Below are 16,727 nucleotides of genomic sequence, written 5' to 3'. Positions count from 1 at the left end.
GGGGGCCTCTGACCCCCGCTCTCTTGGGTTCTCCGGAGTGTTTTGTTCCGCTCACGGCACCACGATCCGTCCCCGATCCACACGGTCCCCCCACCGCACCTCCACCACGTGCACACCGCCTTTCAGCACTTTCCCGAGGTCCCGCTCCACATACCCCCCTTCCCGCATCTCCACACGCTCCTCAAACCGCTTCCGACCCACCACATCCCACACACGAATCAACACCTCCCCACCTCCAGGCACACCCACCCGCAGCACACCGGACCTCATCAACCGACTCCGATCCCACCCGAACCGGATCACCGGACGAACGTCTTCATCCATCACCCCGCTCCGTTCTTCTCCACGCCCCACCGACGCCAGAACCTCACCACTCCCGAACAGGGCAATCCGACGAAGGCCCACCGCCTTCCCCTCCTCACCCCACAACCGGAGCCTCAGCGTGTCCCCCGCGCCTGCACACACCGGCAGCCGTACGCCCTTCCAGACACCCGATTCCACCGGGATCGCCTCCACCCCACACCCCGAAACTTCCGCCCACACCGTGTCGCTCTCCACCTTCATCATCAAAAGATCCACCACGCCCTCAAAGCCCGAAACCGGAATCCCATACACCAGCGTATCCCCCACGTCCTGTCCAAACGCCTCCCCACCGGACGTTCCGTCCCGGGCCACAAGCCACGAAGAAGGGGTTTCTCCACCGAGCACTTCATACGCCACCCGGTCGGTCCGGAAACCTTCAAGGGGAACAGGGAGATCGCCCCACACCATCGACCCCTTCACCCCGCCGAAGCCCGCGTGGATCACCAGACCCGAATCGTCCGGAAGCACCGTCCCGATCTGAATCCTGGGGGCCACAGCCACCACAAACCCGCCTTTCCCGGCTTCCTCCACCACCAGCCGGGTGTTTTCCCCATCGTTCAGCGTGGACACCCGCCACAGCCCGACCCAGGACGTATCGGGATTTCCGCCGAGAAGGGAAGGAGGCCCTTCCTGGCGAGACGCTGGAGCGGGGGAGGTGCTCCAGACATAGCCAAGGCTTGTGCTGTCGATGGCCACGCCGCCATACAGGCCCGGTCGGCGGCGGGCGGTGAAAAGGTCCAGGCGATACCGGGTCCGTCCGGTCCGGAAGTCCATCCCCGCATACACCGGCTGAACCTCAGCATGGGCCAGGCCCGGAAGGCCCAGGTCCACGGTTCGATACACCCGGTTGTTTGCCACATCGATCACAAAGGCCTGGACGCTGGCCGTGGAATCTTCCGGCGAGCACACCACGACCGCATACCCCACCGCCTCCTCAAGATCACAGGCACGGAAAGAGCCAGGAAGAAGAAGGGGGGTCTGTCCCACGGTCTGATAGTGCCAGCCGTTCGTTGAGGAGCCATACACCACCCCGATCCCGGGAGAAAGGCCCACCACGTCGGTGTAGTGGTACCGGGGTTCTCCCGCATACCCTCCCTGGTCCACCACGGTGGTCCTCCCTCCTCCGACCTCCACCACGACCACCCGTGTGATTTTGGTGTCACTGACCTTATACACCGGCACGCTCACCAGGACGTGCCCGCCCCGGCTCCACACGCCCACCGTTCCGCTGATCTCCCATGCGGAAGATGGCACGATATACAACGTGGACGACCCCACCGTGCTTCCATCCCACACGATGCCGACCACCCTGGTGGAGGTGCTCACCACCGCCCACACCCGGCCCTGTCCATCCACACCCAGTCCCAGATCACGAACACCGGAAAGCCCCGTCAGGGGGAGGGACGTATCGGCCACCCCCGTCCACGTGTTCCCGTTCCGCTCGTACCGGCGGATATAGAGGTTCCCGTTCCCGAGGAGCTGGGCTGCCCACACGGTATCGCGCCTCTCGGCCACCACAGGCGGGATGGGGACCCAGGGGGAATCCACCCGGGTGGCCACGCCTGCCGACACCCACACCGGCCAGTTGAAACACCGGGGACGGCTGTTTTTGAAACTCATGAGATACCCGAAATATGAATAGGCCGGTGCGTTCTGGTTGACCCAGGCAAAGGCCAGGGCGTTCCTTGTGAACCGTTCGGCACTGGGCAGGCCGATCTCTCCGTCCAGGGCGTGTTCCGCATACCCCACGTTCCGGAAATTGGGCCCCGAAAGCGCAAGCCGAAACGCGGTATCCGGCCCGAGCGCCCGGAAACTCCGAACACGGTATTCAAAGGCCTGGCCCGGCGAAAGGATGTCCTGAACCAGCGTTGCCGTGGAACTCCATACGGTGTCGATCACGCTCCAGGAACTCCCGCCCGGCGTTGTGCGTTCGATCACGAATCCGCTTCCTTTGGCAACGTTGGGGTAATAGGCCAGCCGGATGTTGATCTTCGTGGAATCGCTGCAGTTGCTCCAGAGGGGAACATGGCCGGGTGGGTCGAGGATCCGGAGGGTTTCGCGGGTGGGTGGAGGTCCGGAGGTGAGCACGCGGTTTCCGCTGGGGCCGAGGGGTCGGCGGGAATAGAGGTAGAGGATGACGGTGTCATCCAGGGTGGGGAAGGCGTTCCAGAGGGGGATGTTCCAGGGGATGGTGCCGGTTCCGGAAGAGGAGGTGCCCAGGATATAGCCACCTTTTTCCGCACCGGCCATTTTGAGACTTGCGGCGACGTGAACGGCCCAGGAGGGTTTGTTTTTCCAGGTGATCTGGATGCCGGAGTCGGTGATGGTGGCGGCGTCGAGGGTGGGGTTGGGGACGATGAGAGTATCGATCCACACCACGTCGGAGAAGAAGGTGTCGGCAGCTTCATCCCGTGCAGCGTACAGGCCAATGCGGATGGCATTTGTTCCGGTGCCGGGTGGGATGTGGTTCCATGTGCTGTCCGTCCAGGCGATGAACCCGCTCGTGCCGTTCGTATCTGCAATCTTCTGACCCCACGCAATCGTGTCCCCATCCCACGTCCTCAACCAGAAGGCCACTGAATACCGCGTCTCATAGGACGAACGGTCGATCCACGAAAACGCCAGCCCCGAATCGGTGATGGTGAGAGAAGGATTGCCGGGGGCATTGAGTTTGGGTTCCACGGGAAGAACGTAGGGCCAGTAGTGTTTCGGGTCCCGAAGGGGATCTTCGCCCGGGCGACGTACAGGGTCACCGTTCTTGAAATACGTCTGATAAAACACGTTGTTGTGGATCTCCGGACGCGTCTGATATGGTCCACGATAATCCGACTTCAGCATAGGATGAAAGGCCGACCAGTTGTTGATCTCCGCCGTTTTCACTTCCCAGAACAAGGTATCCCTTTTTGCAGGCGGTCCCTGAGGGGCAAGCCAGCCCGAGAGATCCATCACCAGTTCTCCTCGATACCTCTGAGGATCCCGTAAGAGCGTATCGGCAAGCGTGTCACCGGAATACGTGACCGCGTAAAGCTTGGTTCGACCAAACGTGATCAGATCATAATTCAATCTAACTTCCTTCCGCCAGTTCTGTGTGTCTTCCACATAGACAGGGGTGTTCGTGTATCTCAACTTCGCCCGACCCGACGATGGATCATACCTTCGAAAATCCAGACGAAAAACCCCCGGTTGAGGAAACACATTCCCCTGCACATCCCACATCCCTCCAAGCACCCCCGCTTTCCGTGAAAACACCCACCTCCCATTATAGTCAAAATACCTTTCCGATGACGGCCCCGACGCAAAACGATCCATATACACCGCCTTCCACCCCGGAGAAAGAAGAAGCTGATATTGCCCCTGATAACTCGATCGCTGATTGGGAGGCAACACCGTGCTGTAACGCTGCCACGCTGCAATATGTCGTCGATACCGCTGGTATTCCTCCTGATCCAGATCCACCGCACACGACGCAAGCTGGTCAAATTTGGTCGTGTCCGACAAATAACTCATCCACCCTCCAGGAAGATCATCAATACAGTCAAAATTCAACGCAAAAGGCTGAATCGGAAGGGTCATGTTCCGTAGACCATATTCGATCACCTCATCGTGCAGAAGCTTGTCCACAAGATACGCCACCATACCCAAGGTAGCCAAAGCTCCTGAATACGGCGGAGGCAAAAATCTCGAGACCCATCCCACCAGAGCACCCCAACACAGATCACTGGTACCCACATAAGGAGCCAAACGATTGGCTTCGTGTTCTTTCACATCCCAAAAACTCCACTCCGGATGCAGCATCGCCCATCCCACGTTCGTCACATCTGTTGCATTCGTTTTCTCGTAACCCATGACAAGAAATGCCAGAATCGCTGAACCTTCAAGAAGAGCTGACAACCGCTCCGCTGTCATCCCGCTCGCACGATATCCCACCCCATGAAATGCTTCCACAAAACCCTGCACCCATGGAAGAATCGTATCCTGATACATGGACATCCAGTGCCGACCATCGCGCCTGTACACTTCCATCGGCCCGTATTCCCCGGGAACAATGGATCCATTGGTAATCAGATTGATCCACATCAGCTTCAATGGCGTTGCCACTTCCGAAGGAGGAATAAAACTTGGCGACATCGTCTCAAAAAAGATCTCGTAGATCTCAAGGAAACTGTTCCCGTCTTCCGGAACAAACCCAAGAAGGTTATACCCATAACCTGCATGAGCAGGCTGATACACCATATGCACAAACAAATCCTGAATCACGTGAGCATAGGCGCCATAAATCAGGGCCTTCTTCTTGGGGGACCAGTCCGTGCGTGACCGCGCATACTGCACCATCTGCCATAACCTGGCTACGTTGGCATTCGGCGGCGGATCATTGGGGTCATTGAAACGAATCAGCCGCAGCCGATTGGTGTTTTGCCTGTCGACCAGGGTGGAATAGGTGTTCTCTTTGATCCGAAGAGGAGCCTCCACATCCACACACGGAGCCTGAATCTCATACAAATTCTTCACGATCTTCGCAGCTCCCCGTTGACTCGCTTCATCCAGAAGATCGGGCAACATCGCCCCCCACAGATAGGCGTGCCACGTCATGACCGCATTAAATCGAGTCCAGTAGTCTCCACTCCACAGGTCCATCAAGGCCTGGTAGAACTCAGGATCAACACTTTGCCATACCTCGGGCGTCTTCCATGTAAGATAAACGTGTTCGGGAAGACTCCATGCATTCAGAATCGATATCCCTCCAAGGAGCATACCGACAGACACACCCCATGACCTCATGGTGTACCTCCCGGTTCCACAAACGTCAACAACACATCCCATTGCCCAAACCGTTCCGCCTCATCGTACAGATTTTCTGTCCACACCACCGCAAATCGCCTCCCCACGCTATCCCACGCCGGTTGAAACACCACCGGCGGTCTTCCCTGATCAAACTTCCGGATGACCCGCGCAGGGCTCCAGCCTGATCCATCAAAAAATCGCACCGCCATGTTGAGCGTATCCCCATCGGCCCCTTCCACATGACCCCAGTACACCACAACGGCCTCTCTTTCTCCTCCCACGGTCGCCACGTCATAAGCCCCGTAATTCGCCGGTCTCGGCACCTCGATCCAATCTCCCTTTTGCCCCCAGTAACACACCACTTCCACATCCCTCGGCGTGGGATCTGTACCCCGGAGCAGGCCACAAACCCACACCCGTCCCTGAAACAGGCTGATCCCGTGAGGTGCCGCATCCATTCTCCCCACCGGATAGGTTTCCCATGTTCCTGATGGTGTGCGAACCGAATATTGAAGCACATCCCCCAACCCCGAGGCTCCCCACACCACATGCACCCCGCCCGTTGAGTCCACGGTCATGAAGGGATTCAGTCCGATGGGAACGTTTTCTTCATACACATCCCACACCCCATCGGGCGACCTTGAGGCATAATGCCCTCCCCAGATCACATGCACCCGCCCCGTCGGATCCACACCCACGCGAACCTGCTTCTCATCGTTGCTCCATTCTGAAAGCCGATACGGACTGCTCCACACGCCCGTTTCATCCCTCATACGATACATCGCGGCGGAAACGTTTTCCTGAAGATTGTCCTCCTCCCACACCACATGCACCCGTCCCCACCGGTCCACGGCGACAAAACACCCCCATGTCGGTCCCGTTGAAACTGTATCCACATCTGTCCATTCTCCCTGAATCCGTGCACGAAAAACACACCTCAGATTGCCGTAATCATACGCTGACGTCGTCGATCCCCAAACGAGATAAAGATTCCCTCCCGAGTCTGAAACCATATCGGGAGACGCGGAATATAGCGTATCACACGACACGTTGATGGGATCTCCGTTCAGACAGCCCTGATTCGTTGAAGGTTCCTCCTTCGTCGGCGCAGAACACCGCATACCGAGAGAAAGAACCGTCAAAACCAGAACCAACCATCCCCACCTTTTCGTCATGTCTGGAAGGTAAAGAAAAACTTCCGAAAATTCAAGCTCCCGCGCTCTGACCGCGGAACGAACTCCAAGATGGCATTCGTTCCGGTGCCGGACGGAATGTGATTCCATGTGCTGTCCGTCCACGCGATGAACCCGCTCGTGCCGTTCGTATCTGCAATCTTCTCGTCCCACACAAGGGTGTCTCCACGCCACGTTCTTAACCAGAACCTCACCGAATATTGTGTCTCATAGGACGAGCGATCCAGCCAGGTGAAAGAAAGTCCCGAATCGGTGATGGTGAGCTGAGGATTGCCGGGAGGGGTGAGGCGGTTGACGACGAACGTGTCTCTTACCCACGGGGATGTATCGGCCAGCGTGTAACGAACCCACACTTCCACCGAGTCCCCAACGGCAAACACCGGAACCGTCACACCCGTGGACTCGCCTGAAACATACAGTGTATGCCAGATCCCATAAGGGAGCCTCCGGTAGGACACCGTATACATCCCCGCGCCTTCCACCCGATTCCAGTTCACCCGCACGCCTTCGGATTCTTCTCCTCCGCCCCAGATCACAGGCGCAGCCAGGAGATACCGCGCCGTATCCTGAAAAGGATGCACCACCACATTGTATAGGGTCGTGGTGTTGAGTGAAGGAATCCGATTTTCTATCTTCTCCCGGAGTTCGTCCAAAAATCGGAACTTCGGGGTATTTGGAAACCGCCAGGCAGTGACGACAACCTGAAGTGGAGGGTTTTCGTTGCCGGGAGGATAAGATATCCCGACAGGGTGTTGCTCCGTTAGCTCCTGACCCACATCGGATAGCGCGTCCAAAATTGCACGTAATGGCACCTGGAAACCTTCGTCGTCCTGGAAAGGTCTATTATCACGGGTACCTGGACTGTCAATAAGATCCCATAGAAACTGAGTGACTGCACCTTCTACCACTCTTCCATCGGGGTTTGTAAAGTCTGGTGGTTCTCCTTTGAAAAGCGGTTCATAACTCCCGGTTCGAGCGTTGTATGTAGCATAAAAATGCTCTGCTTTCCAGTACACACTGTCACCCGGCCATAGTGCATAAGCCCAGAACTCGGCAAAGCCCTCGCGAAACGCGTGGCCAGGATTAGAAACCGTAAACCATGTGTGAGGATTGAGGACATCTCCTGCAGGAACACGTCCCATTCTCCAAAATTGGACCAGATGACCGATCTCGTGTGAGAGGACACGATTGTATACAGGAAATGGGTCTTCTATTGGGTTAAGTTGCGAAACCACGGCATGAAAGGGGGTTTGTCCGAAGTCCAGATGGGTGATATGGATCCCGGTGGGGATTTCCACCATAACGTAACTCGCTGCACGAAAATCCACAGCAAATGCCTCGTCTCCCCAGTCATACCATCCGCATATCCCCCATACACAGATCTTGGTTCCACTCGCAAGATCCACCTGTATCCGTGGTGGATTTGAATACCCAAGTGACCGTATAAACCTTTCATTCCGCTCAAGTACCTTAAGCGCGTGAGCCGCTTTTGTTTCTTCACTCCCACGAATGACGAGGTACACTGGTTCGCTTTCTAAAGGGGAGAATTCCACGGTAAGCAAGTTTCGAACTCCTGTGGATGCATTGAATTTATAGTATCCTCCGACAATGAGCGTATAAACTTCCACCCTCCATGGTCGATGAACCTCATGAATCCCGTGTTTGGCGCCTACCGTAAACAACCATCTCCCCTGTAGGTTAGATCCCAAATTTAAAGTGTATCGGCCAAGACTGTCGGTTTCTGTGCACCTCTTTTCGCCTCTCCCGTCAATTCGAGCAGCGCACACTCTGACCCGCGCAGGACGAGTCCCCTGACGATACGGGTATTCTATCCTGCCCTGGAGAATCCCATCTCCACCCTGAATCCACTGAACGCTCGCCCCTGTGGATTCCGGGAGGTGATGATAGGCGTTCCAGAACTCCGAAGGGATCTCTGCAGGCATGGAATCGTAAACCATCACCCCCTGAGAGTCCACCCAGAGATAGGTGGGAATCCAGAGGACTTCACCTGGACCCAGGGTGTCTTTGAGAGGCATGATGACCCAGTCCATTCGATAGTAACCGGGGAGGTTGAATTGGACCACGGCATTTAGACTATCCGACTCTCCTGCAGCAAGGGCCATGGTTTTCCTCCCCTGACCGCCTGCAGGCGAAGTTCCCGCGGGGAGGACCATCCCCACCACCACAGGGCCAACCGCCGAATCTACAGCTTCAATGCTGAGGTGAAAGGTTGCGGTGCGTCCCACTTTGGTTCCCGCTGTGTCAACCTTTGTTTGAATTCGCAAACCCGCCCACAGACTGGATGCCCATAACAGGTGCAGGAGATAGTTCATCCAGTGTGGATGCTTCATCGCTTACCTCTTTTTTGTTTCACCCAGCGGGATCAGCCGTTTACTTACATTCGGAATCAACCAGGTGTGAATTTCTTGAGGATTCAAACCCGATCCGCCCAAATATTCCATATCAATGAGGAGTGAATCATAGCCGTGTATCCACTCGATGCCGGAGAAAATGGCGTCTTCTTCCAGGGCGGACAAATCGATATTTAAAAGATATCGTTCTCCCGTACGGTAGTTCAAGATAACCAGATACCTTCTGTCTGTAAAATCCACTGCAATGCGTCCATAAGTGTATTCAACCGGTTGAAGTGTCCCAAGTCCATCCATCACCACCACGCTATCTCCCAGTTTTCCGGGAATGATAAACATTCCTTTAGGAAACGTTACACTTGTTTCCCTTACGAACGTGTCTCTTTTAAAATCCAGTTGCCATAGAATTTTTATTTCTCCCCATTGTGATGACGACGCCACATAGTATATTTCGGGGTCTCTTGGGGATGGAACGGCTCCGCTGCCCGGTACTCCAACAATTGAATCCACAATTTGGTCTGGATTATTCACCTGGATACGGTAGTAGGTACGCATAGGTACTCCGGTTGAATCCCATTTGAAGGATACATAGATGAGATATTCTCCATTTACCGATACCGTAAAGTCACCGGTCATACGATCGGTATCTCGAACAGGAATCAATTCGCCTGTCGAGATGTTCTGGATCCAGAACCCGTAGCATTCTGTTTCCCTCCAGCGACAGCCGTAAACTTCGTTTTTCTCAGGGAAATAAACCCCCACGATGTTTTTGATCAGCGATTCAGCTCCTTGTTCATCGTACCGTTGTTTTCTCCACGGAGTATAGTCACACCCGATAGAGAAGATCGTGTACATTATCCATATCAAAAGAAATGAGACTTCCCAGTTTTTTTCTGTCATCCCACCACCTCCTGTAAATGTTTCGTCACATTTTTGATAAGCCAGAGATCATATCGCTTAGGATAATGATATCCCCCCCAATCCGTACAAATCAACAACGAATCCCGATCATGAACCCACCAGTCCCTGTCTGCAAACCAGTACATTTCCCGTGGAGGTACAGCCACCAGACGATACATCTTTCCCGTCTCGTAATTTCTCAACAAAAACGAATCAGGAAGCCATCCATCCATTACCAGCAGCTTCAATCTGTGATTCGCCGTTTGAATTCCTCCCCATCCTTCCACGCTCACAACACTGTCCCCTTTCCCGGGAAGGACATGATACCCTGTTTGAAGCCCCCCTCGCTTCAACGATGTCATCTCATGTGTGCGAAAATCCAGTCTCCACAATACCGAAGTGTTCCCCCAATTTTCATAAGAAATGAAATAGAAAACCTCCGAGGTGTAGGGAGAAATCTCATAAATGGGACCTGCAGGAGCAAAAACGGGATGAACCGAATCCGCGATCTCCATCGTTTTGAGGTCCAGAAGAAAGATCACATTCTGAAGTGTGGGGGTCGTAGCCACAAACATCAAGTAACGAAAATCTCTAGAAATCTGATATCCGATCACGTTGAAAGTCGTATCGCCCCACACCTCTCGCATTTCTCCGGTCTCCACATTCCGCTCCCATATGCCAAGGCATCGGGTGAGTTCATTGTTATAGGTTGAATCTCGATACCATTTGCAACCGTACAGTTTTCCTCGATCGGGCACGAGCACGCCACAGAAGTTGCTCGCAAGATGCACCACATCTTCCGACGGTTTTTCTTCCTCCCGACCGAAAGGCCAGAAGGGAAGGTATTGACAGGATCCGAAGATCAGCGAAAGCGCGAGCACCGGAACAAAGCGCTTCATCACTTTCCTTCCTCCTCCCGCATGTCAGGAGAAAGAACCATCCGAACCAGGATCAGAGCCCTCCACCGTTTTGCCATGTTGGAATGAAAGAAAGATCCTCATAAATTCAAACCCCCGCGCTCCCACCCTTTTCATGACCATCCTCCTGTTTCAGAAAACCACAACCTTCCGAATCCAGGTGTTGCCGATGCGAAGGCGATACATCCCCGGCTTCAACGGCCCCACCTCCAGCACCCTTCCCCGCACCGTTCCCGAAACCACCCTGCGACCCAGCATGTCCTGAAGCCAGAAGGACGCCCCCTCCCACGCTTCGGGCATGTGTTCCACCCGAACCCGATGGGAAAGGAAAACCAGCCGGAGAGGCGGAGACACCTCCCCCCATCCCGGAGGAGGCTGTGTCTGCCCCCGCAACACAAACCGCCCCATCCGGTTGGCATGAATGACAAGGTCTTTATAGAACAGCGGATAGAAAAACGAGGTGGGCACGGCATATTGCCAGTCATCCCAATTTCCAGGCATCTCTCCCAAACGTTTTACCGTGAACCTCTGCGGGTCCACCACATATCCGTATTGCGCGACGACCCACAGTGCACCGCTGGAATCCCCCAAACCGCTGAGCGCAGGCAGTCCTCCTCCTCCCGCTCCCAAGTGCATATACACCTTTCTGCCGAGCCTCCATCCCTCCCCCTCTGGAACCCACACCTTCAGGGTGCTCCCCAGGACGTGACTGTTCCATTCCCAGAACGCTTCCATCACCAGCAACGTATCTCGCCATCCCACCGTGGCCACCGCAACTTCAGGAGATGTAGGGATTTCCAGAATCTGGCGGCTCGCCGGCACAAGGCCGAACAACGGCTCACTGTATTCCATCACCCATAGGATATCTGGATAGGAAGGCAGCACCCGAAGCCACCCACCTCCAATGTTGAGATTCACCACCCACAGCGTATCCTCCGTGGGCCACCGGTAAAACACCAGATTCCCCCCCTCGCCCCATCCCACCAGCACCGTGTCCGACACCAGCACCGGAACCTGAATCCATCCAAACAACGGCCAGCGCTGAATGATCCGCCCGTCCACTGTGATCGCCCTCACCCCTCCTGCTCCTCCCGTCACAATCGTGTCTCCCACCACCATCACCGACTGCACCGCTTTCAACCCCGTCATCCCCCACACCAGCTCCAGATCCGGCAAACGAAACAGCTTCAGCGTCGTGTCTTTCTCCGGCTCCAGCGTCCCAAACGTGCTCGCCACCACCAGCAACGAATCCCCAATCAACACCGCTGCATTCACATTCGACACCATCTCCACCGAATCCACCACCTCACCCGTCTCCACATCCATCATCTCCAGCACCTCCCCTCCATTCGCCATATACAGCCTTCCATCACTCACCGCCGATTTCACTTCGGTCACAAACATATGTCCCCATGTCCAGAATTTGAACCACTGCACGTTCACATCGGGATACACGCCCCATGGATAGGTGTAACTTTGCCCCGGATCATACCCCGCAAAAGGCCAGCGGAAGGTGTCCCCCACCACCTGCAAGCCCACCCCTTCCTTCAACCACCCCACCTCCACGTTCCCATCCACTCCCCGAACCCACAACCCCACCTCTCCCGCCCCGCGCTTCCACCCATCCCGCATCACCCACATCACCGTATCCTGAAGCCTCGCCGGAGGGAGAGGGAAACGCTTCACCCTCACCGTGTGGGCGCGGGCACAGATGGGAGAGGTTTTCCCCGAAAGGGTGCACACCTTCCGGGCCAGAGGATCGCCAGAGGATTTCCCCCGTGAGAGAAGGAACAGAAGTCCCACTTCCTGGATGCCTGCGGGCTCGAAGGCGTCGAAGACAAGCATCACCCCCTTCTTCCCGGCCACGCCCTGAACCTGCAGGGCCGAAAGAAGGAGGAGAGACACAAATCCCGTCATCATCACGAAATCCTACATCGACCTCTTCGAAATTTCAAATTGAGCCAGTCGGCGAATCACAAAGAAAGTCCCGTGTTTCTGATATACTTGACTCGATTCCTGGTATCCAGATCACGTTCACTCCACACCCGATACAGCACTCGTTCGGCGGGTGCTGTGGCAAGAAGGACCCACATCCCTACGGTGAACATGACTGAACCTCCTTGTAAAATCGTTCAGGACGTTCGATCTTCCAGATTCCATTCTCTCCCACCCCCGCTTCCGCTCCCCCGTTGATCCAGTGAGACACCACGAGCGTGGTTTCGTTCATCCATTTCGGAGCGAAGAAAACAGACCCCCATTTGTCCAGGTTGTACGGGAAAAACACCGATTTTGGAATGTCCACCTCATAAATCTTCCCCTCCCCTCGCTCCCAGACTAGGAGCCTCCCTCCCATCATGGCGCCAAAATAACTCGTCATTACCACACGGTCTCGATCCCAGGGATTCACAGAGGGAAAAACAAATCCCTCCCAGCATCCCCAGCTGGACCACGCTGTGTCCCGCTCCACCATATAACTCCCGTAAGCTGAACCCCGCCAGTCCCCCTTCATCAACGGTAGCTTTCCCATCCATCCCCCTCCCGAAAGATCCCACACCCACACACCTTCCATGCTCCCATCCTGACAGGGCCAGAGATCGTATTCGCTGTACCGCCCATACACATACAACCGCTTCCCGTCTTCCGAAAATTGAGGGTCCAGCATGTGGGAACAGAGAGAGGGAAGGGTGTCTTCTCTTCCGGTTTGAAGGTCCACCAGGACGACTTTGAGGGACTCGGTTCTCCAGTAATCTCCCCACATTTCCAGCCGCCCAAGGGTCACTGCAAGCCACCGCTCGTCGGGAGAAATGTCGAAAAGATTGACATAAGCTGTATCGGAATCTCCCACGGGGTATATTCGTTCCTCATGGATAAGTGTATCATCTGTCAAAGTGTAGCGGTACACTCCGTATGCGTACCCTCCGTCTCCAAAACTTCCTCCAGGGTTACTAAGAAGCGTGTAAACATGTGGAGAGCGCCAGATGTTTCCCGTGCACCTTCCTTGGATATAGTAGCGCGGGAAATTGGGAGGAAGTAGACTGTCAACCCATCCGCATTCCTTTTGTAGCTGTTTCACACCCGGAAGTTCGGTGACGATCTCCTCTTCGGTGGGTTTCTGGCAAAGACTTCCGGATAGTCCTGCCGCCAGAAACACCAGAACCAGGCCCTTCCTCATCTCTTCCTCCCGTCCTTACGGATCACCTATCATGGCCATAAAGCCTGCATTTTCGGGAAAAGGTATGACTCGACCGGGTTTTTCGGAAGATTGCCCTACATCCGGACAGGTGGGTGAATGGCAGAGGCTACCCAAAAGAAGAAGAGAAGCCAGCGTCCATCGTCTGCGCATCATTATCCCCCCGTGTCAAATCCTAAATGTCTCTCCACGAAACTTCAAGCCCCCCTCCCCGACCATAACTGGAACTTCAAGATGGCATTCGTTCCGGTGCCGAACGGAATGTGATTCCACGTGCTGTCCGCCCAGGCAATAAACCCGCTCGTGCCGTTCGTATCTGCTTCTCCAAAACCGCTCGGAGATGGGCCTCTTTTCTGCGGGAAAAAGAGACAGAACGCCTCAGTGGCGGGAAGATGGGGACACGGCCTGCCGGGCACGGCGAATCCGCATGAGAAGATCGGCCACCACCCGGCCCGTCATGCCCCAGATCACGTTCTTTCCGACCCGATAGGAAAAAAGCGGCACCACCACCCCATACACCTGCCACACCACCACCCGGGGACGCCCCCGTTCCACCGCTTCCAGGGGGATCACCAGCACTTCGGCCACTTCTTCATTGGGCGAGAAGGGGTGGGGAAGGTCCACGAGACCCACAAAGGGCTGAACGGCGATGTCAAAGGGGGAGAAGGTTTTCCCCAGCGGACCCAGGAGACGCACCGCTTCCGGTGGAAGACCGATCTCTTCCTCCGCTTCCCGCAGGGCCGCCTCTTCCAGGGTTTCGCCCGGCTCCCGCTGGCCTCCGGGAAAGGAGATCTGCCCCGCATGGATGGCAAGGTCCGGACTTCGCCGGGTGAAGATGAGATGCACGCCCCCATCGGGATCCACGCCCAGGGGAACCAGGATGCCTGCCTCCCTGCGTAGAGTAACATCGGGCCAGGGGTGAATGGGCCGGTCATCCAGAAAGCGGGGCAGGTGAGCAAGCCAGGCGGGCTTCGTCAAAGAATCTCCTCCAGAAAGGCCCGGAGGGCGTCGGTGACGCGGTCGGGATGTTCCAGCACCACCATATGCCCTCCGGGGATTTCCTCAAGCCGGGCATCCGGCAGGAGGTTTCGGGCCTCCAGCGCAAGGGAATAGGGGAGAAGAGCGTCGTGGCGCGCCCAGAGAAGGAGAACGGGCGGGGTGACCCGGGGAGCCACGGGCCGGAGGTCCAGTTGAGAGGCCAGACGCAGATCGGCCTCCACCGTCCGGGGATCCAGAAAACGGGCGAAATGCTCTTCACACCGCCTCCGGAAGTCCGGCCGGTGGAAAAGGCGCCGGCAGGCGATGTTCGGCGGACCCGGCGAGGTGCGTTCCGGAAACCGCAGTGCGCTGGCCACGGCCACCACGCCCGCAAGCCGGATACGCGGCGCCGCACCGAGGGCCAGGGCACCGCCCAGGGAATGTCCCACCACCACCCGGGGTTCGGGAAGGTCCCGGAGCACACCTTCAAGCCATGAGAACGCCTCTTCCGGAGACAGGAGGGGAGAATGATCTCGCAGGCGTCCGTGGCCGGGAAGGTCCAGGAGCACCACGTCCAGGGGCCAGTCCATCCGGGAGAGGGGGAACCAGACGGAGTGGTTGCCGCCGGCTCCGTGAAGGAACACCAGGCTCCCCCTTCCGGTTTTCTGGATCACCAGGGGTTCAGGTCGTTTCATCGCTGTGCAGGGGATAGTGGGTGCGCACCCAGGCCAGGGCCTCGTCCCGGGTGGTGAGTTCGCCGGCCAGGACCCGCTCTTCCACTTCCGTGAGGATTTTCCGGTAAAGGGGGCCCCGGGGATAGCCCATGGCCAGAAGATCATGACCGGTGATCAAACGGGGCGGGCGGTTTTTCCGGGCGTGCAAGATGTCCAGCACTTCCTGAAAGAGCTGAAGGTGGTCCTGGATGCCCCCGCCCACATGGGGCGAGGCCCGGGCGTCCTCGATGGCGAAATACAGGAGAGGGAACAGAAGATCTCCGGTTTTGCGAATGAACCGGGCCACCGCCCGGGGGGTTCGATCCCGGCTGTGGGCGAGGAGATGGGGATACATGTGGCGTTCCACAAAGGAAGCCAGCCAGTCCTGTTCGTCCCGGGAAAAGCGGAGGACTTCCAGGCGTTTCCGGGTCAGGCGGGCCCCCAGGCGATCGTGCCCGTAGAAGTGGATTCCCTTTTCATCCCGGCTGTACGTGTCTTTTTTGCCCACGTCGTGAAAGAGGGCCCCGAGAACCAGGAGGTTCCGGGGGATCTCTCCCGGATCGTGTTCCAGAGATGCCCAGGGGGCAAGCTCGGGGAAGGTGAGATCCCGAACGAGATAATGGAGGGCGGTGAGGGTGTGGTCCAGCACGTCCACTTCGGGAACCTCCCGGAGGGCGGCCACTTCGGGAAGCACGCTGTCCAGAATTCGGCTTTCAAAGCCCAGACGGAAAGCACGGTCGGCCATTTCGCCGGCTGCCAGGCGAAGGAGTTCCATCCGGATGCGTTCGGGAGCCACCCGGGGAAGCTCCGATGCATACCGGATCATGGCCTGAAGGGTGGAGGCCTCCACCCAGAACCCGTGCTGGGCCACAAGGCGGAGTCCCCGGAGAATCCGGAGGGGATCGTCCAGAAAGTTGCGAAGGCGTGGGGTTCGGAGCACCCGCCGGGTGAGATCCTCCCGGCCCCGGAAGGGATCCACCCACCGTCCCTCCGGAAGGCGAAAGGCGATGGCGTTCACGGTGAAGTCCCGGCGGCGAAGGTCTTCCCTCAGGGTGGACGCCCGGAGACCGGAGATGTCCACCCACCCGTTCTTGCAGGGAATCCGGTATTCCCGGTGCTCTTCCGAGAGGACCACCACCCGCCGGCGCACCCTGTCGGCAAGCCGCCCGGCAAATCGTTCAGGGTCTTCCCGGAGGGGAACCACGTCCAGGTCCTGGGGACGCTCTCCGAGGAGCACATCCCGGATGCCCCCACCCACAAGGGCCACGGGCTCATGGAGTTCGAGAAACACCTTCCCGCAGGGAAACTGCGAAAGATCCATG

The 16,727-nt window shown here is 56.9% G+C and carries 10 protein-coding genes; all 10 read right to left on the bottom strand.

The genetic code is table 11. The features are described from left to right. Positions 1–51: 51 nt before the first annotated feature. The 10 genes from AC6HU3_RS04615 to AC6HU3_RS04570 all read right to left on the bottom strand — a co-directional run bounded on the left by AC6HU3_RS04615 (position 52) and on the right by AC6HU3_RS04570 (position 16,726). Positions 52–5,142, bottom strand: coding sequence for a hypothetical protein (locus tag AC6HU3_RS04615; protein WP_497536117.1), 5,091 nt, complete (start codon positions 5,140–5,142; stop codon positions 52–54). Then, the gene (locus AC6HU3_RS04610) at positions 5,139–5,996 is read right to left on the bottom strand and encodes a hypothetical protein (protein ID WP_497536116.1); all 858 of its coding nucleotides are present in this window, start codon (positions 5,994–5,996) and stop codon (positions 5,139–5,141) included. The genes AC6HU3_RS04615 and AC6HU3_RS04610 overlap by 4 nt, the downstream gene beginning before the upstream one ends. A gap of 320 nt (positions 5,997–6,316) precedes the next feature. Then, complete coding sequence (locus AC6HU3_RS04605; protein WP_497536115.1) at positions 6,317–6,991, bottom strand: hypothetical protein; 675 nt, start codon at positions 6,989–6,991, stop codon at positions 6,317–6,319. 1,701 nt (positions 6,992–8,692) lie between these two features. Next, positions 8,693–9,607 carry a hypothetical protein gene (locus tag AC6HU3_RS04600; RefSeq protein ID WP_497536114.1) on the bottom strand — a complete coding sequence of 305 codons (915 nt, stop codon included), beginning with the start codon at positions 9,605–9,607 and terminating at the stop codon, positions 8,693–8,695. After that, entirely contained in the window at positions 9,604–10,506 is a 903-nt protein-coding gene (locus AC6HU3_RS04595) for a hypothetical protein (protein ID WP_497536113.1), read from the bottom strand. Before AC6HU3_RS04595 ends, AC6HU3_RS04600 begins: the two co-directional genes overlap by 4 nt. 150 nt (positions 10,507–10,656) lie before the next feature. Continuing rightward, a complete protein-coding gene (locus tag AC6HU3_RS04590) occupies positions 10,657–12,444 on the bottom strand; it encodes a hypothetical protein (RefSeq protein ID WP_497536112.1) in 1,788 nt (595 codons plus the stop codon). Between the two features lie 175 nt (positions 12,445–12,619). Beyond that, entirely contained in the window at positions 12,620–13,369 is a 750-nt protein-coding gene (locus AC6HU3_RS04585; protein WP_497536110.1) for a hypothetical protein, read from the bottom strand. 723 nt (positions 13,370–14,092) lie between these two features. Next, entirely contained in the window at positions 14,093–14,692 is a 600-nt protein-coding gene (locus tag AC6HU3_RS04580; RefSeq protein ID WP_497536109.1) for an NUDIX hydrolase, read from the bottom strand. Continuing rightward, positions 14,689–15,387: an alpha/beta fold hydrolase gene (locus AC6HU3_RS04575; protein WP_497536108.1), complete on the bottom strand. Its 699-nt coding sequence runs from the start codon at positions 15,385–15,387 to the stop codon at positions 14,689–14,691. Before AC6HU3_RS04575 ends, AC6HU3_RS04580 begins: the two co-directional genes overlap by 4 nt. Beyond that, positions 15,374–16,726, bottom strand: a complete 1,353-nt coding sequence (locus tag AC6HU3_RS04570) for a CCA tRNA nucleotidyltransferase (RefSeq protein ID WP_497536107.1) — start codon at positions 16,724–16,726, stop codon at positions 15,374–15,376. The genes AC6HU3_RS04575 and AC6HU3_RS04570 overlap by 14 nt, the downstream gene beginning before the upstream one ends. Between the last annotated feature and the right edge of the window lies 1 nt (position 16,727).

Source organism: Caldifarcimen microaerophilum (assembly GCF_055387105.1).
Note: the sequence above shows the minus strand (reverse complement) of the source record. Positions and strands in the feature narration are given on the sequence as shown.

What these genes read in the sequence shown, in the direction of transcription:
- AC6HU3_RS04595 (WP_497536113.1), bottom strand. Translation starts at nt 10,506, where the DNA reads ATGAAGCGCTTTGTTCCGGTGCTCGCGCTTTCGCTGATCTTCGGATCC.
- AC6HU3_RS04575 (WP_497536108.1), bottom strand. Translation starts at nt 15,387, where the DNA reads ATGAAACGACCTGAACCCCTGGTGATCCAGAAAACCGGAAGGGGGAGC.
- AC6HU3_RS04600 (WP_497536114.1), bottom strand. Translation starts at nt 9,607, where the DNA reads ATGACAGAAAAAAACTGGGAAGTCTCATTTCTTTTGATATGGATAATG.
- AC6HU3_RS04570 (WP_497536107.1), bottom strand. Translation starts at nt 16,726, where the DNA reads ATGGATCTTTCGCAGTTTCCCTGCGGGAAGGTGTTTCTCGAACTCCAT.
- AC6HU3_RS04615 (WP_497536117.1), bottom strand. Translation starts at nt 5,142, where the DNA reads ATGAGGTCATGGGGTGTGTCTGTCGGTATGCTCCTTGGAGGGATATCG.
- AC6HU3_RS04590 (WP_497536112.1), bottom strand. Translation starts at nt 12,444, where the DNA reads ATGATGACGGGATTTGTGTCTCTCCTCCTTCTTTCGGCCCTGCAGGTT.